Source organism: Mycoplana azooxidifex (genome assembly GCF_014196765.1).
Lineage (GTDB): Bacteria > Pseudomonadota > Alphaproteobacteria > Rhizobiales > Rhizobiaceae > Mycoplana > Mycoplana azooxidifex.
Window position 1 is genome coordinate 46,435 of record NZ_JACIEE010000004.1, and the last position, 26,321, is coordinate 72,755.

The 26,321-nt window shown below is 65.7% G+C and carries 28 protein-coding genes and 1 tRNA gene; 21 read left to right on the forward strand and 8 right to left on the reverse strand.

Annotated features, from left to right (window positions below; all coding sequences use genetic code 11):
• A partial coding sequence (locus GGQ64_RS09505) for a cadherin-like domain-containing protein (protein WP_183802756.1) occupies positions 1–1,492 on the forward strand: 1,492 nt, incomplete at its 5' end.
• A 151-nt stretch (positions 1,493–1,643) separates the two neighbouring features.
• Here the strand turns inward: GGQ64_RS09505 and GGQ64_RS09510 are convergent.
• Positions 1,644–1,728 (reverse strand) — tRNA-Leu (locus tag GGQ64_RS09510).
• A 226-nt stretch (positions 1,729–1,954) separates the two neighbouring features.
• Here GGQ64_RS09510 and GGQ64_RS09515 point away from each other — a divergent pair.
• Both GGQ64_RS09515 and GGQ64_RS09520 read left to right on the forward strand, forming a co-directional pair.
• Positions 1,955–2,545, forward strand: coding sequence for a YqaA family protein (locus tag GGQ64_RS09515; protein ID WP_183802759.1), 591 nt, complete (start codon positions 1,955–1,957; stop codon positions 2,543–2,545).
• Between the two features lie 16 nt (positions 2,546–2,561).
• A complete protein-coding gene (locus tag GGQ64_RS09520; protein ID WP_183802761.1) occupies positions 2,562–3,071 on the forward strand; it encodes a disulfide bond formation protein B in 510 nt (169 codons plus the stop codon).
• 100 nt (positions 3,072–3,171) lie between these two features.
• On the opposite strand, the gene GGQ64_RS09525 is transcribed toward GGQ64_RS09520, so the two are convergent.
• Positions 3,172–3,729, reverse strand: a complete 558-nt coding sequence (locus GGQ64_RS09525; protein WP_183802763.1) for an HNH endonuclease — start codon at positions 3,727–3,729, stop codon at positions 3,172–3,174.
• Between the two features lie 122 nt (positions 3,730–3,851).
• Positions 3,852–4,496 carry a DNA-3-methyladenine glycosylase family protein gene (locus GGQ64_RS09530; protein ID WP_183802766.1) on the reverse strand — a complete coding sequence of 215 codons (645 nt, stop codon included), beginning with the start codon at positions 4,494–4,496 and terminating at the stop codon, positions 3,852–3,854.
• Between the two features lie 86 nt (positions 4,497–4,582).
• Between GGQ64_RS09530 and gluQRS the strand changes: the two genes are divergently transcribed.
• On the forward strand, positions 4,583–5,521 hold the full coding sequence (gene gluQRS / locus GGQ64_RS09535; protein WP_183802769.1) for a tRNA glutamyl-Q(34) synthetase GluQRS: 939 nt from the start codon (positions 4,583–4,585) through the stop codon (positions 5,519–5,521).
• On the opposite strand, the gene GGQ64_RS09540 is transcribed toward gluQRS, so the two are convergent.
• A complete protein-coding gene (locus tag GGQ64_RS09540; RefSeq protein ID WP_183802772.1) occupies positions 5,453–6,406 on the reverse strand; it encodes a YihY/virulence factor BrkB family protein in 954 nt (317 codons plus the stop codon). The genes gluQRS and GGQ64_RS09540 overlap by 69 nt on opposite strands.
• Before the next feature lie 107 nt (positions 6,407–6,513).
• On the opposite strand from GGQ64_RS09540, the gene GGQ64_RS09545 reads away from it, so the two are divergent.
• From GGQ64_RS09545 to GGQ64_RS09595, 11 genes are all read left to right on the forward strand, one after another.
• Positions 6,514–7,359: an SDR family oxidoreductase gene (locus tag GGQ64_RS09545; RefSeq protein WP_183802775.1), complete on the forward strand. Its 846-nt coding sequence runs from the start codon at positions 6,514–6,516 to the stop codon at positions 7,357–7,359.
• A 56-nt stretch (positions 7,360–7,415) separates the two neighbouring features.
• Complete coding sequence (locus GGQ64_RS09550; protein ID WP_183802778.1) at positions 7,416–7,619, forward strand: twin transmembrane helix small protein; 204 nt, start codon at positions 7,416–7,418, stop codon at positions 7,617–7,619.
• 23 nt (positions 7,620–7,642) lie between these two features.
• On the forward strand, positions 7,643–8,221 hold the full coding sequence (locus tag GGQ64_RS09555; protein ID WP_183802781.1) for a cob(I)yrinic acid a,c-diamide adenosyltransferase: 579 nt from the start codon (positions 7,643–7,645) through the stop codon (positions 8,219–8,221).
• A 31-nt stretch (positions 8,222–8,252) separates the two neighbouring features.
• The gene (locus tag GGQ64_RS09560; protein WP_183802784.1) at positions 8,253–9,038 is read left to right on the forward strand and encodes a rhomboid family intramembrane serine protease; all 786 of its coding nucleotides are present in this window, start codon (positions 8,253–8,255) and stop codon (positions 9,036–9,038) included.
• 188 nt (positions 9,039–9,226) lie between these two features.
• Entirely contained in the window at positions 9,227–9,976 is a 750-nt protein-coding gene (locus GGQ64_RS09565) for an electron transfer flavoprotein subunit beta/FixA family protein (protein ID WP_183802787.1), read from the forward strand.
• A 23-nt stretch (positions 9,977–9,999) separates the two neighbouring features.
• Positions 10,000–10,929 carry an electron transfer flavoprotein subunit alpha/FixB family protein gene (locus tag GGQ64_RS09570; protein WP_183802790.1) on the forward strand — a complete coding sequence of 310 codons (930 nt, stop codon included), beginning with the start codon at positions 10,000–10,002 and terminating at the stop codon, positions 10,927–10,929.
• A 158-nt stretch (positions 10,930–11,087) separates the two neighbouring features.
• Entirely contained in the window at positions 11,088–11,966 is an 879-nt protein-coding gene (locus GGQ64_RS09575) for a 3-hydroxybutyryl-CoA dehydrogenase (RefSeq protein ID WP_183802793.1), read from the forward strand.
• A gap of 165 nt (positions 11,967–12,131) precedes the next feature.
• Positions 12,132–13,115, forward strand: coding sequence for a thiosulfate ABC transporter substrate-binding protein CysP (gene cysP / locus GGQ64_RS09580; RefSeq protein ID WP_183802796.1), 984 nt, complete (start codon positions 12,132–12,134; stop codon positions 13,113–13,115).
• 72 nt (positions 13,116–13,187) lie between these two features.
• Positions 13,188–14,009 (forward strand): sulfate ABC transporter permease subunit CysT, encoded by an 822-nt coding sequence (gene cysT / locus GGQ64_RS09585; protein WP_183802799.1) that lies wholly within the window; start codon positions 13,188–13,190, stop codon positions 14,007–14,009.
• Between the two features lie 4 nt (positions 14,010–14,013).
• Positions 14,014–14,910 (forward strand): sulfate ABC transporter permease subunit CysW, encoded by an 897-nt coding sequence (gene cysW / locus GGQ64_RS09590; RefSeq protein WP_183802802.1) that lies wholly within the window; start codon positions 14,014–14,016, stop codon positions 14,908–14,910.
• Positions 14,907–15,935, forward strand: coding sequence for a sulfate/molybdate ABC transporter ATP-binding protein (locus tag GGQ64_RS09595; protein WP_183802805.1), 1,029 nt, complete (start codon positions 14,907–14,909; stop codon positions 15,933–15,935). Before cysW ends, GGQ64_RS09595 begins: the two co-directional genes overlap by 4 nt.
• A gap of 3 nt (positions 15,936–15,938) precedes the next feature.
• On the opposite strand, the gene tlpA is transcribed toward GGQ64_RS09595, so the two are convergent.
• The gene (gene tlpA / locus GGQ64_RS09600) at positions 15,939–16,616 is read right to left on the reverse strand and encodes a thiol:disulfide interchange protein TlpA (protein ID WP_183802808.1); all 678 of its coding nucleotides are present in this window, start codon (positions 16,614–16,616) and stop codon (positions 15,939–15,941) included.
• Between the two features lie 25 nt (positions 16,617–16,641).
• Here tlpA and argH point away from each other — a divergent pair, with 25 nt between their 5' ends.
• From argH to GGQ64_RS09620, 4 genes are all read left to right on the forward strand, one after another.
• On the forward strand, positions 16,642–18,045 hold the full coding sequence (gene argH, locus GGQ64_RS09605) for an argininosuccinate lyase (RefSeq protein ID WP_183802811.1): 1,404 nt from the start codon (positions 16,642–16,644) through the stop codon (positions 18,043–18,045).
• 131 nt (positions 18,046–18,176) lie between these two features.
• Complete coding sequence (lptM, locus tag GGQ64_RS09610; protein ID WP_183802814.1) at positions 18,177–18,359, forward strand: LPS translocon maturation chaperone LptM; 183 nt, start codon at positions 18,177–18,179, stop codon at positions 18,357–18,359.
• A 12-nt stretch (positions 18,360–18,371) separates the two neighbouring features.
• The gene (gene lysA, locus GGQ64_RS09615; protein WP_183802817.1) at positions 18,372–19,640 is read left to right on the forward strand and encodes a diaminopimelate decarboxylase; all 1,269 of its coding nucleotides are present in this window, start codon (positions 18,372–18,374) and stop codon (positions 19,638–19,640) included.
• A gap of 144 nt (positions 19,641–19,784) precedes the next feature.
• Positions 19,785–22,445, forward strand: coding sequence for a TIGR02302 family protein (locus GGQ64_RS09620; RefSeq protein WP_183802820.1), 2,661 nt, complete (start codon positions 19,785–19,787; stop codon positions 22,443–22,445).
• Between the two features lie 127 nt (positions 22,446–22,572).
• On the opposite strand, the gene GGQ64_RS09625 is transcribed toward GGQ64_RS09620, so the two are convergent.
• The 3 genes from GGQ64_RS09625 to GGQ64_RS09635 all read right to left on the reverse strand — a co-directional run bounded on the left by GGQ64_RS09625 (position 22,573) and on the right by GGQ64_RS09635 (position 24,389).
• Positions 22,573–22,932, reverse strand: a complete 360-nt coding sequence (locus GGQ64_RS09625) for a response regulator (protein ID WP_183802823.1) — start codon at positions 22,930–22,932, stop codon at positions 22,573–22,575.
• Between the two features lie 157 nt (positions 22,933–23,089).
• Positions 23,090–23,635, reverse strand: a complete 546-nt coding sequence (gene hpt, locus GGQ64_RS09630; RefSeq protein WP_183802825.1) for a hypoxanthine phosphoribosyltransferase — start codon at positions 23,633–23,635, stop codon at positions 23,090–23,092.
• Positions 23,636–23,699: 64 nt separating this feature from the next.
• Positions 23,700–24,389, reverse strand: coding sequence for a hypothetical protein (locus GGQ64_RS09635; protein ID WP_183802828.1), 690 nt, complete (start codon positions 24,387–24,389; stop codon positions 23,700–23,702).
• Between the two features lie 117 nt (positions 24,390–24,506).
• On the opposite strand from GGQ64_RS09635, the gene ftsE reads away from it, so the two are divergent.
• Positions 24,507–25,247 (forward strand): cell division ATP-binding protein FtsE, encoded by a 741-nt coding sequence (gene ftsE / locus GGQ64_RS09640; protein WP_425488502.1) that lies wholly within the window; start codon positions 24,507–24,509, stop codon positions 25,245–25,247.
• On the forward strand, positions 25,240–26,241 hold the full coding sequence (locus GGQ64_RS09645) for a cell division protein FtsX (RefSeq protein ID WP_183802832.1): 1,002 nt from the start codon (positions 25,240–25,242) through the stop codon (positions 26,239–26,241). Before ftsE ends, GGQ64_RS09645 begins: the two co-directional genes overlap by 8 nt.
• Positions 26,242–26,321: the final 80 nt, after the last annotated feature.

A 26,321-nucleotide genomic window follows, 5' to 3' on the forward strand; every position in this document is an offset into this window, starting at 1 on the left:
GGCCACGGTGAAGGAAGGCGGCAGCTACAAGCTGACCACCGCCGACCTGAACTTCTCCGACCCCGACGACAGTGCCGCGGGCGTCCGCTTCACCGTTTCCGCGCCGTCGAACGGCAAGGTCCATGTCAACGGCAAGGCCGCAACCAGCTTCACCGGCACCGAGCTTGCCGCCGGCAAGGTCACCTTCGTCCACAACGGTTTGGAGACCACCAAGGCCTCGTTCAAGGTCTCGGTCGAGGACGGCAACGAGGACCGCTCGACGCCGGTCGGCAAGACCTTCAACCTCGGCGTCACCCCGGTCAACGACGCGCCGAAGCTGACGGGCGACCTCAAGGCCACGGTGAAGGAAGGCGGCAGCTACAAGCTGACCACCGCCGACCTGAACTTCTCCGACCCCGACGACAGTGCCGCGGGCGTCCGCTTCACCGTCTCCGACGCCTCGAACGGCAAGGTCTATGTCAACGGCAAGGCTGCGACGAGCTTCACCGGCACGGAACTCGCCGGCGGCAAGGTCAGTTTCGTCCACTCGGGCGCCGAGTCCACCAAGGCTTCCTTCAAGGTCGCCGTCGAAGACGGCAACGAGGACCGCTCGACGCCGGTCGGCAAGACCTTCAACTTCGGCATCACCCCGGTCAACGACGCGCCGAAGCTGGTCGCCACGCAGACCTTGCTGCAGATCGCAGAGGACGCCTCGACCGCATCGGCGCGCAAGGTAGCGACGCTGTCGATCTCCGATCCCGACGGCGGCAACAACAAGCTGTCGCTCGCCGGCAGCGATGCCAAGCTGTTCGAGATCAAGAATGGCGCACTTTGGCTGAAGAAGGGCATTAGCCTCGACTACGAGACCAACCGGTCACTGGACGTCACCGTGCGCCTCGACGATCCCTCGATCGGCACGAAGCACGAGGCAGAGAAATCCTTCAAGGTGGCCGTCACCGATGTGATGGAAACGAGGCACGGCACTTCAGGCAACGACAGGCTGGCCGGCGCCTTGGGCAAGGACGCCCTTTACGGCAAGGACGGCAACGACGTGCTCGACGGCAAGGGCGGCAACGACATCCTCTCGGGCGGCGCCGGCGATGATCGGCTGATCGGCGGCACCGGCAACGACCGACTGACTGGCGGCACCGGTGTGGATACCCTGACCGGCGGTTCCGGCCGCGACACCTTCGTCTTCGCCTCGACAAAGGATACGGGCCTCGGCAACGACAAGCGCGACACCATCACCGACTTCGTCCATTCGGAAGACAAGCTCGACGTGTCAAAGATCGACGCCGACGGCACGCGCTCCGGCGACCAGGACTTCGTCTGGCGCGGCAAGGGCGAGTTCACCGGCAAGGCCGGCGAACTGATCTTCCGCACCTTCGACGAAAAGGGCACCACCAACGACCGCACCATCGTCTACGGCGACACCGACCGCGACCACCGCGCCGATTTCCAGATCGAACTCACCGGCATCATCGGCCTGACCAAGGGGGATTTCATTCTCTGAGGCCAACGGAGGGAAGCGATCCGGCCACGGATCGCTATCGGTCGCCCCAAGCGGAACTGTTGCCATCCGGACGTGAACCTCGAGCACGGCCGGATGGCCCAGCTGCCACAGGCAGTAAAACTCTAGCGAAATCAACGGGAAAATCCACTGCTGGTGCCCCATGCCGGAATCGAACCAGCACTCCTTTCGGAACTCGATTTTGAGTCGAGCGCGTCTACCAGTTCCGCCAATGGGGCATCGCAGCAGGTGACGGAGAGGCGTCTACCACGGCGGCGAGCCGGCGCGCAAGTCGCAAGCCCCCCGCAGCGCAAGTCTCCAGGGCCGGCCATAAAACGCAACGCACGACGATTGGCCCGACGGTCTCTGCGGCACACGGCCGCGCCGGCCATAGTGCGGCCGCAGTGACATTTACAACAGGGGCGGAGCTGTTAAAGATGCAAACCCTTGAACCGGAACCCATTCATGCTCCGACGCCTCTACGACTGGACCATGTCGCTCGCCGCACGCAAGTCGGCCGAAGTCTGGCTTGCAGTCATCGCCTTTGTTGAAAGCTCCGTCTTTCTGATCCCCGCCGACGTGCTGTTCCTGCCGATGGGGCTTGCCCGCCCCGAACGGCTCTGGCGCTATGCGCTGGTGGCGACTGTCGCCTCCGTGCTTGGCGGCGTTGCCGGCTGGTATCTCGGCCACTACGCCTTCGAGGCCATCGCCAAGCCGGTGCTGGAATTCTATGGTAAGCTCGACGCCTTCGAAGAGCTTCGCACCTCCGTCGGCTATGAGACACTGGTTCTGCTGCTGATCACCTCCGGCCTGGCGCACCTGCCGCCGATCAAGGTCGTGACCATCCTGTCGGGCGCGGCCAACATCAATCTCGGGCTCTTCATCGTTTCGGCGATCGTCGCCCGCGGTGCGCGCTTCTTCTTCCTCGCCTGGCTGCTTCGCCGCTATGGCGAGCCGATTCGCGATTTCATCGACAAGCAGCTGGGGCTGATCGCAGGCGTCGGCGCCGGCTTGCTGATCGCGCTCTATGTCGCCTATCGTTACGTTGCCGCCTGAACCAGGAATGCCCGTCATGCCCGCCGCCCTCAGAAACCAGCCCCCCCTGCCTTTCGCCGTCCTCCTCGCCCTCGGCATGGCCGCCACCGTCGGCGGCGCGCTCGGCTTCGAGCATATCGGCGGCTATATCCCCTGCGCGCTCTGCCTGCTGCAGCGGCTGCCCTATTACTACGGCATTCCGGTCGCGGTGCTGGCAGCCCTTTCGGCAGCCTTCGGCGGCCCGTCATGGCTGACGCGGGGACTGCTCCTCGTCGGCTGTGTGATGATGCTGGTCGGCGCGGGCCTGGGCGTCTACCACGCCGGCGCCGAGTGGGGCTTCTGGGAAGGCCCGTCGACCTGCGCGACGACGGCCCAGGGCATCTCGCAGAATGCCGGCGACCTGCTCGGCGATCTCGACGCCAAGACGCCGCCGTCCTGCACCGAAGCCTCGTTCCGCTACCTCGGCCTTTCCTTCGCCGGCTGGAACGTAATCGCAAGCCTCATCCTTGCGGCGATTGCTTTCGGCGGCGTGCGTGCGAAGAAATAGATCCAAGGGGCCAACCGGCGCAGCGATGCACCGGTCTTGTCCGGCCAGTCTACCCGGCCGGCGCCGAGTCCGAATTCCGCCTGCCGGGATGCGCGCCGTGTCAGGGCTGCAGTTCGACGTCCCAGTAGAGGTAGTCCATCCAGCTTTCATGCAGGTAGTTCGGCGGGAAAAGACGGCCGTTGTTGTGCAGGTCCTGCACCGTCGGCTGGTACGGCCGCTGGTGCGGGACCATGCCCGCCTGCTTCGGCAGCTTGCTGCCCTTGCGCAGGTTGCAGGGCGAGCAGGCCGCGACCACGTTGCACCAGGTCGTCTCGCCGCCATGCGCGCGCGGAACGACATGGTCGAAGGTCAGGTCGTCCGGCGAGCCGCAATACTGGCATTCGAACCGGTCGCGCAGGAACACGTTGAACCGCGTGAAGGCGGGATGACGCGAAGGCTGCACATAGGTCTTCAGGCTGACGACGCTCGGCAGCCGCATGGTGAAGCTCGGTGAAGAAACCGAGTGTTCGTATTCCGCGATGATGTTCACACGGTCGAGGAAGACTGCCTTGATCGCGTCCTGCCAGGACCAGAGCGACAAGGGATAATAACTCAGTGGCCTGTAGTCAGCGTTCAGGACGAGCGCCGGCAGGGCCTGTGGTGAAACAGAAATCGTCAAGTGATTCTCCTGACCGATTCGGCATCTGCACCTCTATATTAGGCCCGTTGTTACAGCATTGTGAAGCCGGAAAGAAAATGCGCAGCGCGGATTTAACCCTTTGCAACCCTCTCGCGAAAGCCTCACGCAAGCGGCGTGCCGTCGCGGCGCATCTGGCGGGCATAATAGGCCCAGAAAAGCCGCGCCGAGACGCCGCGCCAGGGCGACCACATCTGCGCGATCTGCTCGAGTTCGGCGGCCGAAGGACGGACGGGGAGGCCGAGCGCATGGCCGACCGCATTCTGCAGTGCCACGTCGCCGGAAGGGAAGATGTCGGGATGGCCGGCGCAGAAGAGGAGGTAGACCTCCGCGGTCCATCGACCGACCCCCTTGATCGCCGTCAGCGCCCGGATCGCCGCGACCGCGTCCAGGTGACAGACAGCATCGAGGTCGACGTCGCCGCGGTCGACCGCCGCGGCGACGCGCTTGAGCGTCTCGGCCTTGGCGCGCGAGAGCCCCGCGGCACGGTTGTCCGCCTCGCTGAGCCCGAGAATGTGATGCGGCGTGATCTCGCCGGCGATCGTCTCCAGCTTGCGCCAGATCGCGTCGGCGCTCGCACGCGAGACCATCTGCGAGACGATGATGCCGGCAAGGCCCCGATAGCCGGGATCGTGCAGGCGCAACGGCACCGGGCCGGCCTTGTCGATCACGGTGAACAGGCGCGCATCGAGAAGCGCCAGGTCCACGAGGCCGGCGGAGACGTCCGCCTCCGATCTGATCATGTGCAACTGCATGCCGTTCCCAGTGTTGATCTTTCGCCCGTCCGGACAGACTGCCCATTGGCCACAGCGACCATTTCGTGCATGAGCATCTGATGGACAAGCCGTCGCCAAAGCAAGCCGTACTGCGCTTCGCCCCGAGCCCCAACGGGCTCCTGCATCTCGGCCATGCCTATTCGGCCCTTCTCAACCACGGCCTGGCCACGACGAACGGCGGACGGTTCCTGCTGCGGATCGAGGACATCGATATCGCGCGTTGCCGGCCAGAATATGAAGAGGCGATCTACCGCGACCTCCACTGGCTGGGACTGGACTGGGAGCATCCGGTACGCCGCCAATCGGAGCATTTTTCGTTCTACCAGCGGGCGCTCGGGGATCTGATCGATCGCGGCCTTGCCTATCCGGCATTCCTGAGCCGCGGCGAAGTGCGCCAACGCGTGGCGGCATGCGAGGCCTCGGGCAAGGCCTGGCCGCGCGATCCTGACGGGGCGCCCTGCTATCCGACGGAGGAGCGCAAACTCGACCGCGCGACAACGAGGCGCTGGATCGCCGAGGGCCGCCAGCATGCCTGGCGCCTCGATATAGTGGCCGCGACAGCGGCGACCGGCGACCGGCTGGCCGGTCGTCCGCTCGCCTGGAACGATACCGGATACGGCCCGCAAGGGCAGACGGGAACGGTCCCCGCACGACCCGAGCGCTGGGGCGACGTCATCCTGTCGCGGTCCGACGCGCCGTCGAGCTACCACCTTTCTGTAACGCTGGACGATGCCCTGCAGGGCGTGACCCATGTCGTGCGCGGTCAGGATCTCTTCCACGCCACCGCCGTCCACCGCCTGCTGCAGGTCCTGCTCGATCTGCCGGAGCCCGCATACCACCACCACGGGCTGGTGATGGGCGAAGACGGCAGGAAGCTATCCAAGAGCAACAGGGATACGGGGATCGCGGCCTACCGGGACAAAGGGCTTTCACCGTCGGACCTGCGCCTGCTGTTCGCGCGCGATGGCCTCGTCCTCGATGGGCTCCTCCTCGACTGAGCTCTCCCGCAGCACCGGCTTCCTGCCGCGCAGGCGGTCCAGGATCACGCGCTTGACCCGGTACTTCAGGAGCGCCGCATTGATCTCCGCTCCGAGAATGAAAATCACGCCTATGATGTAGAGGAAGACCAGCGCGATCATGATCGACGCCAGGCCCGCATAGGTCTTCACATAGGTGGAGAATGCCGCGAGGTAGGAGGCGAACAGATAGGCGCCGATGGTCCATGCGACGAGCGTCAGGATGATTCCGGGCAGTACGTCCGCGATGCGGCGGTGGCCGGCAGGCAGCCAGAGATGGGCGATCAGGAGCCCGACGAACAGCACCACCAGCGTTCCGAAGATGCCCCACTCCAGGACCAGCGAATACACGTATCCAAGCCAGGGGATCCACTGGTCGGTGGCCCGCACAGCGAGCGGCGCGGCAACCAGCACGATGCTGATCGCCGCCAGCGCCACCACGCCGAGGACGACGAAACCCAGGCTGGCGAGGCGCGTGACATACCACCATCGCGTCTCCGCCACGCGGTAGGCGCGGTTCAGCGACGCCCGCAGCGCCTCGACCCCGTTGGAGGCGAAGTAGGCCGCCGCCAGCACTGACACTGTTGCGAGCCCCCCGCGCGGGATCGTCAGCACCGCCACGACCTCGCGGGAAATCGGGTCCGCGATCGACGTCGGCCAGGTATCGAAGATCAGATGGACAGCGGTATCGGCGAACTGGTCGGCCCCGAGAAAGGAGCCGAGCGCTGTGCCGAAAATCAGGAAGGGAAAGACGGCCAGCAACGTCGAAAGAGCGACGTGGCTCGCCATGGCCCAGCCGTCGTCCTCGGTGAAATGCCAGATCGCGTCGAACACGACCTTGTAGAGGAGGCGTAGAGCGGTCGGCATGTCCCTCCCCTTCGTTGGCCACCTCTCCATCGAGGCGGGCCCTGTTGGCGCGATTGCCAGCGCTCGGTGAATATGGGAAACGAAACGGAATTTGTACAGGAAATCGCATGGCCGATCCCGTCTGCAGAACAAGAACGATCATCGTCACCGGGTGTTCCTCCGGGATCGGCGCCTATTGCGCCCGGGCGCTGAAGGCCGATGGCTGGCGGGTGTTCGCCACGGTGCGCAAGGAGGCCGATCGTCCCCCGCTGGAGGCAGACGGCATCGAGGCGCTGATCATGGACTACACCGATCCGGCCTCGATCGCCGCACTCGCCGACACCGTGCTCGAACGCACCGGCGGGCGGCTCGACGCCCTGTTCAACAACGGCGCCTATGGCCAGGCCGGCGCTGTGGAGGACCTGCCGGTCGAGGCGTTGCGCCAGCAGTTCGAGACCAACGTCTTCGGCTGGCACGACCTCACCCGCCGCCTCGTCCCCGCCATGCGCAGGCAGGGCCACGGTCGGATCGTGCAGTGCTCGTCCATCCTCGGCCTCGTGCCCTATCGCTGGCGCGGCGCCTACAATGCCTCGAAGTTCGCCCTCGAGGGCCTGTCGCTGACGCTGCGCATGGAGCTTGCCGGCTCGGGCATCCATGTCAGCCTGATCGAGCCCGGACCGATCGAATCGCGCTTCACCGCCAATGCGATCGCCCACATCGAGAAGCACATAGACCTCGAGGGCTCGGTCCATGCGGAGGAATACCGACGGCAGATGCGGCGGCTGAGCGGCGAGAGCGGGCCGGCCCGCGGCAAGCTCGGCCCGGACGCCGTCTATGACGTCCTCAGGCACGCGCTGAATGCGCGCGCGCCGCGCCCGCACTACATCGTCACCTCGCCCGCCAGGAAGGGCGCGCTGTTGAAGAAGCTGCTGCCCGCCTCGCTCTTCTACCGCATCATCGGCCGGCTGGGATGAAGCGCCCGCCGAAACAGTCTCTGGACATTACCCTTCGAACAGCGGAATCTTGATGAATGTCTACTTTCCTGACCTACCTCACCCTCATCGTCATGGGCCTTGTCGCGATCGTTCTGATCCGCGGCCTGGCAAACATGCTCAAGGGAGGAAGCGGCAACAAGTCCAACAAGCTGATGCAGATGCGCATCCTGCTGCAGGCGGTCGCCCTCATCCTCATCATGCTGACGCTGTGGGTGACCGGCGGCGGCAGGCCGTCATAGGGGCCGTCATAGGGAGTGCCGCCATGGTCAAGCTGAACAAGATCTACACCCGCACCGGCGACGATGGCACGACCGGCCTGGTTTCGGGCGCGCGCCGAAAGAAGCATGACGCCCGCGTCGGTGCCTACGGGGACGTCGACGAGACGAATGCGCAGATCGGGATAGCGCGCCAGCATGCGGCGACCTTCCCCGATCTCGACAGGATGCTGATGCGCATCCAGAACGACCTGTTCGACCTGGGTGCCGACCTCGCCACGCCCGCGACCGGCGAGAAGCCCGCATACGAGCCGCTGCGCATCGTCCAGAGCCAGGTCGACAGGCTCGAGGCCGAGATCGACAGGCTCAATGCGGACCTTTCACCGCTGCGCTCCTTCGTGCTGCCCGGCGGCTCCCCGCTCGCAGCCGTCCTCCACGTCGCCCGGACCGTGGCGCGGCGCGCCGAGCGACGGATCGTCGAATTGGCCGAACGAGAGGGAGAAGCCGTCTCGAAGGAAGCGATCGCCTATATCAACCGCCTGTCGGATTTCCTCTTCGTCGCCGCCCGCTGGGCGAACGACAAGGGTTCTCTGGACGTGCTGTGGGTTCCGGGACAGAATAGGTAACGGACGGCGTATCCCGAACGAAAGGACGTTCATGTTCATACCGCTGCACGATGCGAATTCCCTGAAATACATCAAGGTGCAGTATGTCACGTTCGGCCTGATCCTGGTGAACGTCGCCGTCTGGATCGTCGCCGGGCTCGCCGCCAGCCAGGTCTTTTCGGACGAAACCGTCGTCGGCCTCGGCTACATCCCCGCCGTCGTCTTCGGCTATGCCGACCTCGAGCCGGGCCTGGTGCTGGTTCCGGAGGATGCGACCTACATCACCTATGCCTTCATCCACACCGACTTCCTGCATCTGGCGACGAACATGCTGTTCCTCTGGGTGTTCGGCGACAATGTCGAGGATGCGCTGGGGCATTTCCGCTTCCTCGTCTTCTATCTCGCCTGCGCGGCCGCCGGTGCGCTCGTCCACGGTGTCTTCCAGCCGGCATCCGAGGCGCCGCTGATCGGCGCGTCCGGCGCGGTTTCGGGCGTGGTCGCCGCCTACCTGCTGCTGCATCCGAAGGTCCGCGTCTGGGTCCTCGTCTTCTTCCGCATCCCGCTGCCGCTGCCCGCCGTCGTCCCGCTCGTGCTGTGGATCGGCCAGCAGTTCTACATGCTCTTCCTCGATCCGCAGGGCGGCATTTCCTGGGGCGCCCACGTCGGAGGCATCATCGCCGGCGCCATCCTCGTGGTGTTCTTCCGCCGGCGCGGCGTGCCGCTGTTCGACCGCACCGTCGTGACACCGCAGGCGGTGCGACATAAGGAAGCAACGCCCGTCGGCCAAGGCGCCGTCGAGACTGCGCCGAACGCTCCGCCTCTTCGCTGGGGCCGGTGATTTCCTCGGTCGCTGGCGTCAGATAAATTTACGTTGACGTCAAAGTCAAAAATATGCAGATGGATTCGGCGCAGCAGCCTGCCGAAACAATTGAACTTGGGAAAAAAACGCGTATCGATGTCGCCAACCGACCATCGGACCGCACCCGAATGGCGCAATTTCCCACCCGGGCATTGGAAGGAGAAGCCATGAAGATCCTGGTCCCCGTGAAGCGGGTCGTCGACTACAACGTGAAGATCCGCGTGAAGGCGGATGGCACGGGCGTCGAGCTTGCGAATGTGAAGATGTCGATGAACCCGTTTGACGAGATCTCCGTCGAGGAGGCGCTGCGCCTGAAGGAGGCCGGCAAGGCCGAGGAAGTGGTCGTCGTCTCCATCGGCCCGGCAAAGGCCGAGGAGACGCTGCGCACCGCACTCGCCATGGGCGCCGACCGGGCGATCCTGGTGGAGACCGACGATGCCGTCGAGCCGCTCGCGGTCGCCAAGATCCTCAAGGGCGTCGCCGAGGCGGAAAGCCCCGGCCTGATCATCGTCGGCAAGCAGGCGATCGACGACGATTCGAACCAGACCGGCCAGATGCTGTCGGCTCTGCTCGGCTGGGCGCAAGGGACGTTCGCCTCCAAGATCGAGCTCGGCGATGGCAAGGCGAAGGTCACGCGCGAGGTCGACGGCGGCCTGCAGACGATCGAGATCAAGCTGCCGGCGGTGGTCACCACCGACCTGCGCCTGAACGAGCCGCGCTATGCCTCGCTGCCGAACATCATGAAGGCGAAGAAGAAGCCGCTCGACAAGAAGACACCGGCCGATCTCGGCGTCGACACGACCGCCCGGCTGAAGGTGCTGAAGACGGAAGAGCCGTCCGGCCGCAAGGCCGGCGTCAAAGTCAAGAGCGTCGCCGAGCTGGTCGAGAAGCTCAAGTCCGAAGCCGGCGTGCTCTGAGAACAAGGAAGGGAGAAACAACCATGGCCATTCTTCTTCTGGCTGACCACGACAACGCCCACCTTTCCGACCAGACCGCCAAGGCGCTGACGGCGGCAAACAAGATCGGTTCCGACGTGCACGTGCTCGTCGCCGGTGCCGGCGCCAAGGCTGCGGCCGAGCAGGCGTCCAAACTCTCCGGCGTTTCCAAGGTGCTCGTCGCCGAGGACGCCTCGCTGGAAAACAACCTCGCCGAACCGCTCGCCGCACTGATCGTCCAGATCTCCGGAAATTATGACACGATCGTCTCGGCTGCGACTTCGGTCGGCAAGAACGTGCTGCCGCGCGTGGCAGCGCTTCTCGACGTCGCCCAGGTCTCCGAGATCATCGAGGTGGTCGCGCCCGACACGTTCAAGCGGCCGATCTATGCCGGCAACGCGATCCAGACGGTGCAGTCGACCGATGCCAAGAAGGTGATCACGGTGCGCACGGCGAGCTTCGCCGCTGCGGCCGAAGGCGGCTCCGCGGCCATCGAGACGGTCGCAGCCGCCGCCGATCCGGGCCTTTCGACCCATGTCGGCGATGCGCTGTCGTCTTCGGACCGCCCCGAGCTGACCTCGGCCAAGATCATCATCTCGGGCGGACGCGCGCTCGGCTCGGCGGAAAAGTTCAAGGAAGTGATCCTGCCCGTCGCCGACAAGCTCGGTGCCGCCGTCGGTGCATCGCGCGCCGCCGTCGATGCCGGCTACGCGCCGAACGACTGGCAGGTCGGCCAGACCGGCAAGGTCGTCGCCCCGCAGCTCTACATCGCCTGCGGCATCTCCGGCGCCATCCAGCACCTCGCCGGCATGAAGGACTCGAAGGTCATCGTCGCCATCAACAAGGACGAGGAGGCCCCGATCTTCCAGGTCGCCGACTACGGTCTCGTCGCCGATCTGTTCGAGGCACTCCCGGAGCTGCAGAAGGCACTCTGATAACGCGATCACGGGGTGCCCGACGCGACGAATAATCGCTGGAAAAAATCGTCGCACCCCTTTATCACTTCACCGGACCGGCACTTGCCGGCCCGGTTTTCTCTATTCTGGGGCCTAATTCTGGGGCCGGTCTTCGGACTGAAGCGGTGGGCGGAAAGATGAGCACGATCAGGAATGTCGGTATCGTCGGTGCGGGCCAGATGGGCTGCGGCATCGCCCATGTGTGCGCCCTCGCCGGATACAAGGTCCAGCTCTACGACCTGTCGATGGAGCGCATCGAGGCGGGGCTCGCCACGATCCACGGCAACCTCGCCCGGCAGGTCTCCTCCGGCAAGATGACCGAGGAGGAGCGCAAGGGCGCGCTCGCCCTCATCAACGGTTCCAACGACGTCAACGACCTCTCGCAGGCCGACCTCGTCATCGAGGCGGCGACGGAAGACGAGACGGTCAAGCGCAAGATCTACGGGCAGGTCTGTCCCGCCCTGAAGCCCGACGCGATCCTCGCGACCAATACCTCCTCCCTTTCCATCACAAGGCTCGCCTCGGCCACCGATCGCGCCGAACGCTTCATGGGCATCCACTTCATGAACCCGGTGCCGGTGATGAAGCTGGTGGAACTCGTGCGCGGCATTGCCACCGAGGAAGGCACCTTCACCACCGCGAAGGAATTCGTCGCCACCCTCGACAAGACGGTGACCGTTGCCGAAGATTTCCCCGCCTTCATCGTCAATCGCATCCTGCTGCCGATGATCAACGAGGCGATCTACACGCTCTACGAGGGCGTCGGCACGGTGGACGCGATCGATACCGCGATGAAGCTCGGCGCCAATCATCCGATGGGGCCGCTGCAGCTGGCCGATTTCATCGGCCTCGACACCTGCCTGTCGATCATGCAGGTGCTCTACGAAGGACTGGCGGATTCGAAGTATCGCCCCTGCCCGCTGCTGGTGAAATATGTCGAGGCCGGCTGGCTCGGCCGCAAGTCCGGCCGCGGCTTCTACGACTACCGCGGCGAGGTGCCCGTCCCCACGCGCTGATCCCCCGGGCAACAGGAGGAGGCAGGCGCCATTCTCGCCGGACGCCTCCCGGCGCAAAGATTTTCGCCGCTGCCCCGCGTCATTGGTGGCTGATTTCTCGGAAGCGTTGCGTGTCCCGGCTAGTTTGCCGGGGAGATAACGCACATGCACCCCGGAGATCCTTCCATGAAACGCCTCCTTCTGATCGGCGCAGCGCTTGCTGCGCTTGCCGCTCCGCTCTCGGCAAGCGCCGCCGACAAGCTCCTCAACGCCTCCTATGACGTCGCCCGCGAGGTCTTCGCCGCAGAGAACGAGGCCTTCATCGCTCAGCATCCCGGCGTCACCATCGACCAGTCGCATGGCGGCACCTCCAAGCAGGCCCGCGCGATCGTCGAGGGCCTCGAGGCCGACGTCGTCACCTTCAACCAGGTCACCGACATCGATTTCCTCGTCAAGAACGGCTTCGTCGCGCAGGACTGGCAGACGAAGTTCCCCAACAACGCCTCCCCCTTCTATTCCTTCCCCTCCTTCCTCGTCCGCGCCGGCAACCCGAAGAACGTGAAGGATTGGGACGACCTCGCCCGTGACGACGTCAAGGTGATCTTCCCGAACCCCAAGACTTCCGGCAACGCCCGCTACACCTACCTGGCTGCCACGGCCTATGCGAAGGAGAAGTTCGGCGGCGATGAGGCCAAGGTGACGGAATTCGTCACCAAGATCTTTGACAACGTGCCGGTCTTCGACACCGGCGGCCGCGCGGCCACCACCACCTTCGTCGAGCGCGAGATCGGCGACGTCATCATCACCTTCGAGGCCGAGACCAAGGCGATCGCCAAGCAGTACGGCACCGACAAGTTCCAGCAGGTCGTTCCCTCGGTGAGCCTGCTCGCCGAGTTCCCCGTTGCCGTCGTCGACAAGGTCGCCGAGAAGCACGGCACCCAGGAACTGGCCAAGTCCTACCTCGATTTCCTCTATTCGCCGGAGGGCCAGACGGTCGCCGCCGAATTCGGCCATCGCGTGCTGGACGAAAAAGTTGCCGGAAAGTTCAAGGACCAGTTCCCCGAGATTCGCCTGGTGAAGGTCGAGGACGTCTTCGGCGGCTGGCCGCAGGTCTCCAAGGAACACTTCGCCGAAGGCGGAGTTCTCGACACGATCTACGGCAACCGCTAAGACACCGGCAAGAACCGTTTGGGACCGGCGGGCGAAACCCCGCCGGTCCTTCGTTTGCGAAAGGACGACTTAGTGAAGCGGCGCGTTCTGCCCGGCCTGCCACTCTCCCTCGGGATCACGTTGGTCTATGCGGCGATCATCATCGTGCTGCCGTTGATTGCCCTCGTCTTCAAGGCGGCAAGCCTCGGCCCCGCCGACTACTGGCGCATCGTCTCTTCCGACCGCGCCGTGGCGAGCTACGTCGTCACCGTCTCCTGCGCGCTGGCGGCGACCCTGTTCAACCTCGTCTTCGGAATGGCGCTGGCCTGGGTGCTGGTGCGCTACCGCTTCCCCGGGCGGCGCATCGTCGATGCCCTGGTCGATCTGCCCTTCGCGCTGCCGACCGCCGTTGCCGGCATCTCGCTGACGACGCTGTTTGCCGTCAACGGCTGGTTCGGCGGCCCGCTCTCCACGCTCGGCATCAAGGTCGCCTACACCCCGCTCGGCATCATGATCGCGATGGCCTTCACCAGCCTGCCCTTCGTCGTCCGCACCGTGCAACCCGTGCTGGAGGAACTGGACCCGGCGCTGGAAGAGGCCGCCCAGACGCTGGGCGGCAGCGACCTTTCGATCTTCACCCGCGTCGTCTTGCCGCTGCTCACCCCCGCCCTTCTCGCCGGCGTGTCGCTGTCCTTCGCCCGCAGCCTCGGCGAATTCGGCGCCATCATCTTCATTGCCGGCAACCAGCCGTTCGAGACGGAGATCACCGCACTCCTGGCCTTCATCCGGCTCGAGGAATACGACTACCCGGCGTCCGCCGCGATCGCCTCGGTCATGCTGATCGCCGCCTTCGTCATGCTTGCGGTCACCAATATCATGCAAGCCCGTGCGCTCCGCTACACGGTGAGAAACTGAACCGATGACGAAGCCGCATTCCCACCGCCGCCTGCCGCGTATCGGCGACGCTCCGATCTTCCGCCGGACGCTGCTGGCCCTCGTGCTGTTCTTCGTCGCCGTCATCATCGTAGCCCCGCTGACAGTGATCGGCGTCCACGCCTTCTCCAAGGGCCTACCCTACTTTGCCGCGGCGATCGCAGAGCCCGACACCCGCCATGCAATCATGTTGACCGTGCTGACGGCGCTGATCGCCGTGCCGATCAACACCGCCTTCGGCATCGCCGCCGCCTGGGCGATCACCAAGCACGATTTCCCCGGTCGCCGGCTGCTCCTGATCCTCATCGAGATCCCCTTCTCCGTGTCCCCGATCGTCGCCGGCGTGTCCTATCTCTTCGTCTACGGCTTGCAGGGCCTGTTCGGCCCGGCGCTGGAGGCGGCCGACCTGAAGATCATGTTCGCCCTTCCGGGCATCGTGCTGGCCAGCATGTTCGTCACCGCCCCCTTCGTCGCGCGCGAACTGATCCCGCTGATGCAGGCGCAGGGACGCGACCTCGAGGAGGCGGCGACTTCGCTCGGCGCCAGCGGCTGGCGCACCTTCCTGACGGTGACGCTGCCCAACATCAAATGGGCGCTGCTCTACGGCGTGGTGCTCTGCAATTCGCGCGTGATGGGCGAGTTCGGGGCCGTTTCGGTCGTCTCGGGCAACATCCGCGGCCAGACCAACACGCTGCCGCTTCACATCGAACTTCTCTATCACGACTACGATGCCGTCGGCTCCTTCGCCGCCGCTTCCATCCTGGCCACGCTCGCGATCGTCACCCTGATCGTGAAGGTGGTGCTGGAGCGGCAGGGCGCGGGCCGGCGCAACCGCCCGGCCTCGCTTGCCGGCAACGATAGCCTTTCGGAGGTCAAGCCTTGAAAATCAGTCTCGACAACGTCGTCAAGACCTTCGACACGTTTCGTGCCGTGCACGGCGTCTCGCTGGAGATCGAAAGCGGCGAACTCGTAGCCCTGCTCGGCCCTTCCGGATCGGGCAAGACGACGATCCTGCGCATGGTCGCCGGCCTCGAATTTGCCGATGACGGCCACATCTACTTCGGCGAGGAGGACGCCACCGACATCCCCGTGCGCGACCGCGGCGTCGGCTTCGTCTTCCAGCACTATGCGCTCTTTCCCCACATGACCGTGGCCGAGAACATCGCCTTCGGCATGAAGGTGTCGAAGGTCAAACGGTCAGGCGACGCCATCCGCGAGCGCGTCCAGGAACTGCTAGACCTGGTGCAGCTAACCGGTCTCGGCCAGCGTTTCCCCGGCCAGATCTCCGGCGGCCAGCGCCAGCGCGTGGCGCTCGCCCGCGCGCTCGCAGTCGATCCGCGCGTGCTTCTTCTCGACGAGCCCTTCGGCGCGCTCGACGCCAATGTCCGCCGCGACCTGCGCCGCTGGCTGCGCAAGATCCACGACGATCTCGGCATCACCACGCTGTTCGTCACCCACGACCAGGAAGAGGCGCTCGACCTGGCCGACCGCGTCGTCATCCTCGACAAGGGTCGGATCGTGCAGCAGGGCACGCCCGAGGAGGTCTGCCGCAGCCCGCACGATGCCTTCGTCATGCGCTTCCTCGGCGATGCCAATGCGCTGCCGGCGACCGTGCGCGACGGCAAGGCCTATGTGCAGGACGTGGAGTTCGACGCCGCCGGCCTTTCGGACGGCACAGCCGAAGTGCTGTTCCGCCCCGCCGACGTCGCCTGGCGGGAGGATGGGCAGGGCGTTCCCGCCCAGATCGTGCGTGTGCTCGACAGGCCGGATTCGCGCCGCGTGCTGGCCAAGACCACCGGCGGCCAGTCGATCGAGTTTGATACCGCGCCGGAGTTCCCCCATCGCAAGGGCGAGGCCGGTTTCATCGACATTCGCAGGCCCCGCGTCTACCCGAGCGGCCGGACCTGATCGTCAGGAGCCGGGCGTCGCCGGCACGGCTGCCCGGATCAGCGCCTTGGCATCTTCGCTGTCCCAGGCGGCCGGGCCGTTCATCGCAGAGACGAGACAACCCTTGTCGTCCATCAGCAGCGTCACCGGCAGGCCGAAGGCGAGCCCTTCCTTCTTCAACGCGTTGAACACGCCCATGGAACTGTCGCGGTAGTAGCCGAGATCATGCACCCCGGTCTCGTCGAGGAAGGCCTTCGGCTTTTCGTCCGTGCCCGTGTCGATGTTGATCGCCACGACCTCGAAGCGGTCGCTGCCGAGGTCCTTCTGCAGAGCGTTCAGCGCCGGCATCTCCTCGCGGCAGGGCACGCACCAGGTCGCCCACAGGTTGACGAGCAGCGTCTTGCCGGCGAAATCGGAGATCGTGCGCGGCTGCCCGTCCGGACCGTTGAAGGATAGCTGCGGCAGCGGCCGGGGATCGTCGACCGCCATCATCGCCGCCACCTGCCCGGTGAAGAACGGCGCCAGCGTCGCCGCCCTGTCCTTGGCCATGGTGCATTGTCCGTCGGCGGCCACCGTCGCGCCGCCATTGCCAGACCGGCTCTCCATCACGTATACCGCTGCCGCACCGGCAAGGATGCCGGCAAGCGCGGCCAGCGCGATCAGCTTGACGGCCGGGCGACCCGGCTTCTTCTCGACTGTCATTTCATTCTCCAGGATAGGCAATCCCATGGCTGACGCAAAATCTGAGACCCAGTCTTCGAACCAGATGTGGGGTGGCCGCTTCGCATCCGGCCCGGATGCGATCATGGAGGAGATAAATGCCTCGATCGGCTTCGACAAGAAGCTCTATGCACAAGACATCCGCGGCTCGATGGCGCATGCGACCATGCTGGCCCATCAAGGCATCATTTCGACCGAGGATCGCGACAAGATCGTCGGCGGCCTTCAGGCGATCCTGAAGGAGATCGAGGACGGCACCTTCGCGTTCTCCCGCAAGCTGGAAGACATCCACATGAACGTGGAGGCGCGGCTCGCCGCACTCGTGGGCCCCGCAGCCGGCCGCCTGCACACCGCCCGCTCGCGCAACGACCAGGTGGCGCTCGACTTCCGCCTCTGGGTCAAGGAGGAACTGCAGAAGACCGAGAGGATGCTTTCGGCGCTGATCGCAGCCTTCCTCGACCGCGCCGAGGAGCATGCCGATACCGTCATGCCCGGCTTCACCCACCTGCAGACCGCCCAGCCGGTGACCTTCGGCCATCATTGCATGGCGTATGTGGAGATGTTCGGCCGTGACCGCCAGCGCGTGCGGCACGCCATCGAGCACCTGGACGAAAGCCCGATCGGTGCGGCAGCGCTCGCCGGCACCGGCTTTCCGATCGACCGCCACATGACGGCCAACGCGCTCGGCTTCCGCGAACCCACCCGCAATTCGATCGACACCGTCTCCGACCGCGACTTCGCGCTGGAGTTCCTCTCGATCGCAGCGATCGCCGCCACGCACCTGTCGCGGCTGGCGGAAGAGATCGTCATCTGGTCGACGCCGCAGTTCGGCTTCATCCGACTCTCGGACGCATTCTCCACCGGCTCCTCGATTATGCCGCAGAAGAAGAACCCGGACGCGGCCGAACTGGTGCGCGCCAAGACCGGCCGCATCAACGGCTCGCTGGTCGCACTGCTGACGGTGATGAAGGGCCTGCCGCTCGCCTATTCCAAGGACATGCAGGAAGACAAGGAGCAGGTCTTCGACTCCGCCGAAAGCCTCGAGCTCGCCCTTGCCGCCATGACCGGCATGGTGCGCGACATGACCGTGCGCGCAGACCGGATGAAGGCCGCGGCCGGCTCGGGCTACTCCACCGCCACCGATCTTGCCGACTGGCTGGTGCGCGAGGCGGGTCTTCCCTTCCGCGACGCCCATCACGTAACCGGCCGCGCGGTGGCGCTCGCCGAGCAGAAGGGCTGCGATCTGGCCGAGCTTCCGCTGGAAGACCTGCAGGCGATCAACCCGGCCATCACCGACAAGGTCTATGGCGTGCTGACGGTCGAGGCATCGGTTGCCAGCCGGACCTCCTTCGGCGGCACCGCGCCCGCCAATGTCCGCCAGCAGATCGCCTGGTGGCGCGGGCGCAACTGAGGGTCGGCCGGTCGATCCCGCCGATCAATCCCCTTGCATGAATCATCAGCAGAATCAGGGTGCACAACCGCCTGCGGAGTCTGCTAAGAGGATTGCATCTGATCGAGACCCATCCGGAGCCGCGAAACCGCATGACACTGAATTCCATTGCCAGGCTGGCCCTTGTCCTCGTTCTCTCGGCGACGGTGATGTCGGCCTGCGGCCGCAAGGGCGACCTTGACCGGCCGGGAGTGACGTCCAGCAACGCTGCTGGCACGGATGGCAAGAAACAGCCGGTCGAGGACAGGCCCTTCCTGCTCGACCCGCTCCTCTGACGGAACAGGCACGTGAACCATTTCGAATATCGCGACGGCGTCCTCCATGCCGAGGACGTCCCCGTTCCGGAAATCGCCAAGGCAGTGGGCACGCCCTTCTACTGCTATTCGACGGCCACGTTGGAGCGCCATTTCAAGGTGTTCTCCAAGGCCTTCGACGGTGTCGATGCGCTTGTCTGCTATGCGATGAAGGCCAATTCCAACCAGGCTGTCCTGAAGACGCTGGCGCGCCTCGGCGCCGGCATGGACGTCGTCTCGGAGGGTGAGCTGCGCCGCGCGCTCGCGGCCGGCGTGCCGGCAAACCGCATCATGTTCTCCGGCGTCGGCAAGACCGCGCGCGAGATGGACCTCGGCATCCAGGCCGGCATCTACTGCTTCAACGTCGAGTCCGAGCCGGAACTCGAGGTGCTGAACGCCCGCGCCGTCAAGGCCGGCAAGCAGGCGCATGTCTCCTTCCGCATCAACCCCGACGTCGATGCGCGCACCCATGCCAAGATCTCGACCGGCAAGAAGGAGAACAAGTTCGGCATCTCCTGGGAAAGTGCGCGTGCGGTCTATGCCCGCGCCGCCGAGCTTCCCGGCATCAAGGTGACCGGCATCGACATGCACATCGGCAGCCAGATTACCGAGCTGCAGCCGTTCGAGGACGCCTTCAAGCTGCTTCGGGAACTGGTGCAGACCCTGCGTGCCGATGGGCATGTGATCGACCACGTCGACGTCGGCGGCGGCCTCGGCATCCCCTACAAGAGCGACAATTCCCCGCCGCCGCTGCCGGATGCCTATGCCGAGATCGTCAAGAACGAGCTCAAGGAGCTCGGCTGCAGGATCGTCACCGAGCCCGGCCGGCTGATCGTCGGCAATGCCGGCATCCTCGTCACCGAGGTGATCTACGTGAAGGATGGCGGCGAGAAGACCTTCGTCATCGTCGATGGCGCCATGAACGACCTGATCCGGCCGACGCTCTACGAGGCCTGGCACGAGATCCAGCCCGTCGTCCTCTCCGCAGCCAGCGCGCCCCGCATCCGCGCCGACGTCGTCGGTCCGGTCTGCGAGACGGGCGACTATCTGGCGCTGGATCGGGAAATGGCGATGCCGAAGCCGGGCGACCTCATCGCTGTGGGTTCCGGCGGCGCCTATGGCGCGGTCCAGGCCGGCACCTACAATTCGCGCCTGCTCGTGCCCGAAGTTCTGGTGAAGGGCGGGGAATTCCACGTCATCCGCCCGCGCACGAGCTACGAAGACCTGATCGGGCTCGATTCCGTCCCCGCCTGGCTTTCCTGACATCGCCGGAAGACGTGGACAGCCACTCGCGGCCGATCACGATTTCGCGTTCACCCTCGTCTTCGCCACAAAGGATGTTATCCTCCGCCTGAGATCGACGGCCGCAGCGGCCGAGGCGAGATAGCACGACGCGAAGCGAGGACGATGCACGAAGACGCGCCCCAGGCCTCCGGCAATTCCCCGGGCAATCCCCCAGGCGACCGCCTTGCCGCCCGCTTGAGCCGCAAGCGCGCGGTGGCGCGTATCGTCCTGTACGCCGAGAGCCTGCTGCCGAAGCTCCTGCCGCTGGCGCTGCTCGTGGCAGGCTTCCTCGCCCTCACCTGGTTCGGCTATTTCCGCCACGTGTCCGCCTGGCTGCACGTCGCAACGCTGGCAGCCTTTGCCGCAGGCTTCGTGACGCTCGCCTTCCGGCTGCGGCATGCCATCTGGCCGAAGGTCGACCAGGCCGACCGGATGCTGGAGGAGCGCAACGGCCTCGTCCACCAGGCGATCCAGGTCCAGGCCGACAGGCCGGCCGGCGGCGGGCCGGTAGCCGAGGCGCTGTGGCGCGAACACCGCGCGCGAATGGCCCGCACCATCGGCGCGCTGCAGGCCGGCGTTCCCCGCCCCGACATCGCCCGCCACGACCGCAACGGCCTGCGCGCCATCCCCGTGCTGCTCGTTGCCGTTGCCTTTGCCTTCTCCTATTCGAACCGCGCCGGCCTGCTCTCCGACGTCGTCACCTTCCAGCAGCCGGCAGAGGACCGGCCCGACGTGCGCATAGACGCGTGGGTCACCCCGCCCCCGCATACGGGCCGCGCACCGATGTTTTTGACCGGAACCACCGAGCCCTTGCAGGGGCCGCTGCGCGTGCCACAGTTCAGCGAACTGACGGTGCGCGTCACCGGCGGCGAGGTGACCGACGGCGTCACCTACACGCCGACCGGCGAAGCGGCGGCGGCGATCCGCCCGGAGAAGCCGAAGACGGAAGAGCCGGATCAGCAATCCGCCGCCGACGCCCTGCCGAAGGCCGACGCGCCCCCTGAACCGCCCGCGCCGACACCGGCAGGCGGCCCGCAGACGATGCGCTATCAGATCGTCAAGAACGGCACGCTCTCGCTCGCCGGCCAGGAATGGGCTTTCGACATCATCCCCGATCACGTGCCCGAGATCGCCTTCGACGGGCTGCCCCGCAAGACGGTGGCTTCCGCGCTCGAGATCAGCTTCATCGCCCAGGACGACTACGGCATTCAGCAGGCCCATGCGGAAATCGTCCCCGTCGAAGAGCCCGCGCCGGACGCCCGCCCGCTCTATCCGGCACCGGAGTACAAGCTCGACCTGCCGCGCCGTAACGCCCGCGAAGCCAAGGGCACCACCAGCCGCAACCTCAGCGAACACCCGATGGCCGGAAAGCGCGTGCGCATCACCTTGGTCGCCCGCGACGCCGCCGGCCAGGAGGGCCGCAGCCAGCCGCAGGAAATGGTGCTGCCGGCAAAGGTCTTCTTCGAGCCCCTTGCCGGCGCGGTCGCCGAAGAGCGCCAGACGTTCGCGCTGGATGTCAACCAGCTGTCGCGCGCTGTGACGCTCAACGAGGCCCTGATGCTGCGGCCGGAGGAGACGATCCCCAACCCGACGCACTTCCTTCTGATCAATTCGGCGCAGGAGCGCATGAAGCTCGCCCGTGACGAGGACCAGTTGCGCGAGACGGCCGACTATCTCTGGGAGATCGCACTGGGCATCGAGGACGGCAACCTGTCGCTGGCCGACCGGCGCCTGCGCGAGGCCCAGCAGGCGCTGTCCGAAGCGCTGGAACGCAATGCCCCCGACGAAGAGATCGCCAAGCTGATGCAGGAACTGCGGGAGGCCATGCAGGCCTACATGCAGGAACTGGCGCGCCAGGCCCAGAAGAACGGCCAGATGCAGCAGAACGCGCAACAGGGCCAGATGCTGCGCCAGCAGGACCTCGAGCGGATGATGGACCAGATCGAGAATCTGGCCCGCTCCGGCGCCAGGGACCAGGCCCAGCAGATGCTGTCGGAACTGCAGCGGATGATGAACAACCTCCAGGCAGGCAGGCCGCAGCAACAGCAGCAGGGCCAGCAATCCGATGCCATGCGCCAGCAGATGGACAAGCTCGGCAGGCTGATGCAGGAGCAGCAGAAGTTGATGGACCAGACCTTCAACTTCGACCAGGCGTTGCGCGACCGCATGCAGCGTGGCGATCCGATGCCGGGCGACGAAATGTTCGAACAGCAGCCCGGCGATCAGGGCCAGGGCGAACAACAGCGGCAGCAGGGCCAGTCGCCCAACGACCAGATGACCGAGGAGCAGCTGCGCCAGGCGCTGAAGGACCTCAAGGCGCAGCAGGAAGCCCTCGGCGAACAGCTCGGACAGTTGCAGAAGAGCCTGCAGGAGATGGGCATCGAGCCCGGCAAGGGCTTCGGTGAAGCCGGCCGCGAGATGGAGGGCGCATCCGATGCACTGGGCGAGGGCGAAGGCGAGGCCGCCGTCGGCAGCCAGGGCCGGGCGCTGGAGGCATTGCGCCAGGGCGCCCAGGACATGATGAGCCAGATGCAGGCGATGGGCCAGCAGGGCGGCGAGGGCCAGGGCCAGCCGCAGATGGGCCGCAACGGCCGCGATCCGCTCGGCCGCGAGCGTCCGAACAATGCCGAGGGGCCGGACTACGATGGCCGCACGCGCGTTCCCGAGGAGATCGACATCCAGCGCGCCCGCGAGATCCTGGACGAAATCCGCCGCCGTCTCGGCATCGGCAACACGCAGTCGATCGAGCGCAACTATCTGGAGCGGCTGCTGGGGATCGAGTGAGCACCGGATACCCATCCGGGGCTGCAATTTTTCCGGCCATTCGAAAGGCGCATGCGCTCGCTACGGCATGTCGCGCAAATGGCGCAGCGGTTTTGCGAGGAGCGAATCAGAAAGATCGCGATATGCTTCAGGCTGCCAGCGCGCGTGCCACCGCCGTGCGGATATCCGGCAGGCTGAAGGGCTTTGCCACGACGTCGACGATCTTGCCGGCGAGGTCTTCCGCTCGCTCGCGCTGCTCCGCATAGCCCGTCATCAGCAGGATCTTGAGCTGTGGATGGGCCTGCGCGGCCTTGTGGGCGAGTTCGATGCCGTCCATCACCGGCATGCGGATGTCGGACAGGAGGAGGTCGAAACCGCCCTCGGAAAGGGTGTCGAGCCCCTGGGCGCCATCGGCGGCCTCCACCGTCTCGTGGCCGTCGAGCCGCAGCGCCCGCGCCACGAAGATGCGCAGCGAATCCTCGTCTTCGGTGATCAGAATTCTCGCCATGGTGTCCCCTTCGGGCCGTCCATCCGACCCTGTCCGAAAATGCGCAAGGCGCGCGGCCGATGCCGCCACCCGGCCCAGAAAAGACCAGAGTTTCGTTTGCGATCGGTAAACGGCGAGCGGAGAAAGCGTGGGGGCGCTGTGCCGTCCTGGGTTGATGTTACTCGGCGTCGCCAGTGACCACGCCGACGAAGGGCAGTTCCCGGAACGCATAGGCGACGTCCATGCCGTAGCCCACGACGAAGTGATCGGGGCATTCGAAGCCCACATAGTCGGCTTCGAGATCGGTCTCGCGCTTGACGCGCTTGTCGAGCAGCACGGCGATGGTGACGCGATCGGCGCCGCGCTCCAGAAGCAGTTCCTTGGCGAATTTCAGCGTACGGCCGGATTCGAGGATGTCGTCGATCAGGAGGATGTCGCGTCCGTGCACGTCGCTGTCGATGTCCTTGACGATCTTCACGCCCTGCGAGGTCGTGCCCTTGCCGTAGCTCGAAAGCGTGATGAACTCCACCTCGGGCGCGAGTCCGGTCGCATGCATGGCGCGGATCAGGTCGGCCGCGAAGATGAAGGAGCCCTTGAGGATGGAGATGACCAGAAGGTCCTTGGTCGGCCCCACCTTGATCTGCTCGGCCATCTCCGCATTGCGCTGGGCGATCTGCTCCGGGGTGTAGAGGGTTTCGATCTTCTTTCCACGCACGACTTGCATCTGGACCTGGCTCCGGCCGTTGTAACTGGCGGCAACTGCCGCTTCTGCCCGCCGCATAGCACAATCATTGCCGGAGCGCATCCTCGGGCACAAGCGAAACCGCGACTTTCGGCAGGCTGGTGCCCTTGTGCGGAATCTTCAGCGAAAACGGGCGCGTCGTCCCCGGCGCCATGCGTGCTGAGGACGTTTCGATGCGGTGGCGCGCCACGGTCCTGCCGCCCACGATGACGTCGATGATGATGGCCGGCAGCGGATGGGCCTGGAGCGACCGGTTCTCGACCGCGCCGTAGACCGAGAGCACCTTCATGCCGTTGCGATCGTCCAGCGAGGACGCCACGCCGGCAACCTTCAGCCCCGCCTCCGCGCCACCACCAGAAAAAACGGTCGCGAGCGCCGAAAGCCCGCCTGTGAAGAAGAAGGCGCCGGCGACACCGCCGGCGACGATCGTGCCGAAGGCGCGCGCCGGCAGCACCTGCAGGCCGCGCTCGATCAGCCGCACCGATGCCATGAAACCGGCTAGGACGAGCCGGCCAGCCGCCAATGCGATGGCGGTATGGTCGCCGGCGGCGCGGGCCTGGTTGTCGTTTCTCGCAGCCCGCCGCATTTCGGCCGGCCCGCCGGGCAGCACCACGAAGTCCGCATCGACGATAGCCGGTGAAGGCCGCCGGGCGGCCTCGCGCTTGCGTTTGCCGGGTTCCGGCGGCAGCAGGTCGATCGGGGCGCCTTTGTCGCGCCGTGCGCCGAATGCGCTCATGGCGGTGCTCCTTGCCGTTTTCGTCCAGCGACGAACCACCCGTGAAAAGTCGGGCATTGATCCGAATCCTTACGAAACGTAAACCATACTGGTTAATGCTTCGGAAACCGGCCTTGGATGGGCCTTGATTTCGTGCCATCGGCGAGCCTGCCAGAGAAGGTACGCGGCACGCGCATAGACGAGAACCGGATTGCCCCTTTGATACACTTCGAGAATGTCGGCCTGCGGTACGGGATGGGTCCGGAAGTGCTCCGCGACCTGACCTTCGACATTCCGCGCCGTTCCTTCCAGTTCCTCACCGGCCCGTCCGGCGCCGGCAAGTCGACGCTGCTGCGGCTGCTCTTCCTCTCGCTGCAGCCGACCAGGGGGCTCATCCGCACCTTCGACCGCAACATCGCCACCATCCCCCGCGAAGAACTGCCGATGCTGCGCCGCCGGATCGGCATCGTCTTCCAGGACTTCCGCCTTCTGGAGCACCTGACGACCTATGAGAACGTGGCGCTGCCGCTGCGGGTGCGCGGCAAGGACGAGCTTTCCTATCGCGCCGACGTGATCGATCTGCTGAAATGGGTGGGCCTCGGCGAACGCATCAACGTCCTGCCGCCCGTGCTTTCCGGCGGGGAAAAGCAGCGCGCGGCCATCGCACGCGCGCTGATTGACCGTCCCGAGCTCCTTCTGGCCGACGAGCCCACCGGCAACGTCGATCCGCCGATGGCGCGGCGGCTTTTGAGCCTGTTCCTCGAACTGAACCGCCTCGGCACGGCCGTCGTCATTGCCACGCACGACCTTTCCCTGATGGACCAGGTCGACGCGCGCCGCATGATTCTCTCGCAAGGGCGGCTCGACATCTATGAATGAGCACGCAGAACCGCAGGAGCGCGGCCAGCAGAAACGCCCGGAGATGCGTGTCCGGCCGACCGCCCCGATCGTCCCGCCCTCCAACGTCTCCGGCAATGCGCTGATGTGCGTCATCGCCATCATGGCCTTTCTCGCCTGCCTGACCTTCGGTGCCGTCAGCATGGTGCGGGCCACGGCGGCGAGCTGGCAGAGCGAGATTTCGCGCGAACTCACGATCCAGATCAAACCCGACGACAACTTGGACATGGAAGCGGCCCTGAACGATGCCCGCGACCTGGCGCTGACTTTCGCCGGGACGCGCGATGGGCAGATCATCGACCGGGAGGCGACCGCGCGGCTGCTGGAGCCCTGGCTCGGCGAGGGCCTTGACCTCGACGAACTGCCGGTGCCGCGCCTGGTGGTGGTCACGATCGACGAGCGCAATCCGCCGGACTTCGCAGCCATGCGGCAGGCGCTCGCCGAGAAGATCCCGCAGGCCTTCCTCGACGACCATCGCACCTGGGTGAACCGGCTCGTTGCCATGGCAGAGACCACGGCCTTGATCGGCACCGGCGTCCTGATCCTGGTTTTCTCCGCCATGGTTCTGACCGTCGTCTTCGCTACGCGCGGCGCGCTCTCCGGCAATCGCCACATCATCGAGGTGCTGCACTTCGTCGGCGCCGAGGCAGGCTTCGTCGCCACCGAATTCCAGAAGCATTTCCTCAAGATCAGCCTGAAGGGCTCGTTTGCCGGCGGCACCCTGGCCGCCCTTGTCTTCGCGATTGCCGGTTACTGGCAGGGGCGCTCGCTCGCAACGCCGCAGAGCGATCAGGCGACCGCGCTGTTCGGCACCTTCTCGGTCGGCGCCGGCGGCTATCTCGGCATTGCCGCGACCATGATCGTGATTGCGCTGCTGACGACCCTGACGGCCCGATTCACGGTCATGCGCACGATCTTCGAGATCGACCGGATCCGCTCCGATCCGGCAAGAACGGATGGATTGCCGGAGACATGAGCCGCTGCCGGCGCGCCATTGTGCCGCAGCGGACTCGTCCTTGCCGCAATCGCACGATATGAAGAAGAATCATGGTCGCA

Coding starts and splice junctions, on each gene's coding strand:
- GGQ64_RS09560 (WP_183802784.1), top strand. CDS start 8,253: ATGTTCATACCGCTGCACGATGCGAATTCCCTGAAATACATCAAGGTG.
- tlpA (WP_183802808.1), bottom strand. CDS start 16,616: ATGACAGTCGAGAAGAAGCCGGGTCGCCCGGCCGTCAAGCTGATCGCG.
- cysP (WP_183802796.1), top strand. CDS start 12,132: ATGAAACGCCTCCTTCTGATCGGCGCAGCGCTTGCTGCGCTTGCCGCT.
- GGQ64_RS09620 (WP_183802820.1), top strand. CDS start 19,785: ATGCACGAAGACGCGCCCCAGGCCTCCGGCAATTCCCCGGGCAATCCC.
- GGQ64_RS09625 (WP_183802823.1), bottom strand. CDS start 22,932: ATGGCGAGAATTCTGATCACCGAAGACGAGGATTCGCTGCGCATCTTC.
- GGQ64_RS09520 (WP_183802761.1), top strand. CDS start 2,562: ATGCCCGCCGCCCTCAGAAACCAGCCCCCCCTGCCTTTCGCCGTCCTC.
- lptM (WP_183802814.1), top strand. CDS start 18,177: ATGACACTGAATTCCATTGCCAGGCTGGCCCTTGTCCTCGTTCTCTCG.
- GGQ64_RS09550 (WP_183802778.1), top strand. CDS start 7,416: ATGTCTACTTTCCTGACCTACCTCACCCTCATCGTCATGGGCCTTGTC.
- GGQ64_RS09555 (WP_183802781.1), top strand. CDS start 7,643: ATGGTCAAGCTGAACAAGATCTACACCCGCACCGGCGACGATGGCACG.
- GGQ64_RS09545 (WP_183802775.1), top strand. CDS start 6,514: ATGGCCGATCCCGTCTGCAGAACAAGAACGATCATCGTCACCGGGTGT.
- GGQ64_RS09540 (WP_183802772.1), bottom strand. CDS start 6,406: ATGCCGACCGCTCTACGCCTCCTCTACAAGGTCGTGTTCGACGCGATC.
- GGQ64_RS09645 (WP_183802832.1), top strand. CDS start 25,240: ATGAATGAGCACGCAGAACCGCAGGAGCGCGGCCAGCAGAAACGCCCG.
- GGQ64_RS09635 (WP_183802828.1), bottom strand. CDS start 24,389: ATGAGCGCATTCGGCGCACGGCGCGACAAAGGCGCCCCGATCGACCTG.
- GGQ64_RS09515 (WP_183802759.1), top strand. CDS start 1,955: ATGCTCCGACGCCTCTACGACTGGACCATGTCGCTCGCCGCACGCAAG.
- GGQ64_RS09565 (WP_183802787.1), top strand. CDS start 9,227: ATGAAGATCCTGGTCCCCGTGAAGCGGGTCGTCGACTACAACGTGAAG.
- GGQ64_RS09575 (WP_183802793.1), top strand. CDS start 11,088: ATGAGCACGATCAGGAATGTCGGTATCGTCGGTGCGGGCCAGATGGGC.
- hpt (WP_183802825.1), bottom strand. CDS start 23,635: ATGCAAGTCGTGCGTGGAAAGAAGATCGAAACCCTCTACACCCCGGAG.
- cysW (WP_183802802.1), top strand. CDS start 14,014: ATGACGAAGCCGCATTCCCACCGCCGCCTGCCGCGTATCGGCGACGCT.
- GGQ64_RS09570 (WP_183802790.1), top strand. CDS start 10,000: ATGGCCATTCTTCTTCTGGCTGACCACGACAACGCCCACCTTTCCGAC.
- ftsE (WP_425488502.1), top strand. CDS start 24,507: ATGGGCCTTGATTTCGTGCCATCGGCGAGCCTGCCAGAGAAGGTACGC.
- gluQRS (WP_183802769.1), top strand. CDS start 4,583: ATGGACAAGCCGTCGCCAAAGCAAGCCGTACTGCGCTTCGCCCCGAGC.
- argH (WP_183802811.1), top strand. CDS start 16,642: ATGGCTGACGCAAAATCTGAGACCCAGTCTTCGAACCAGATGTGGGGT.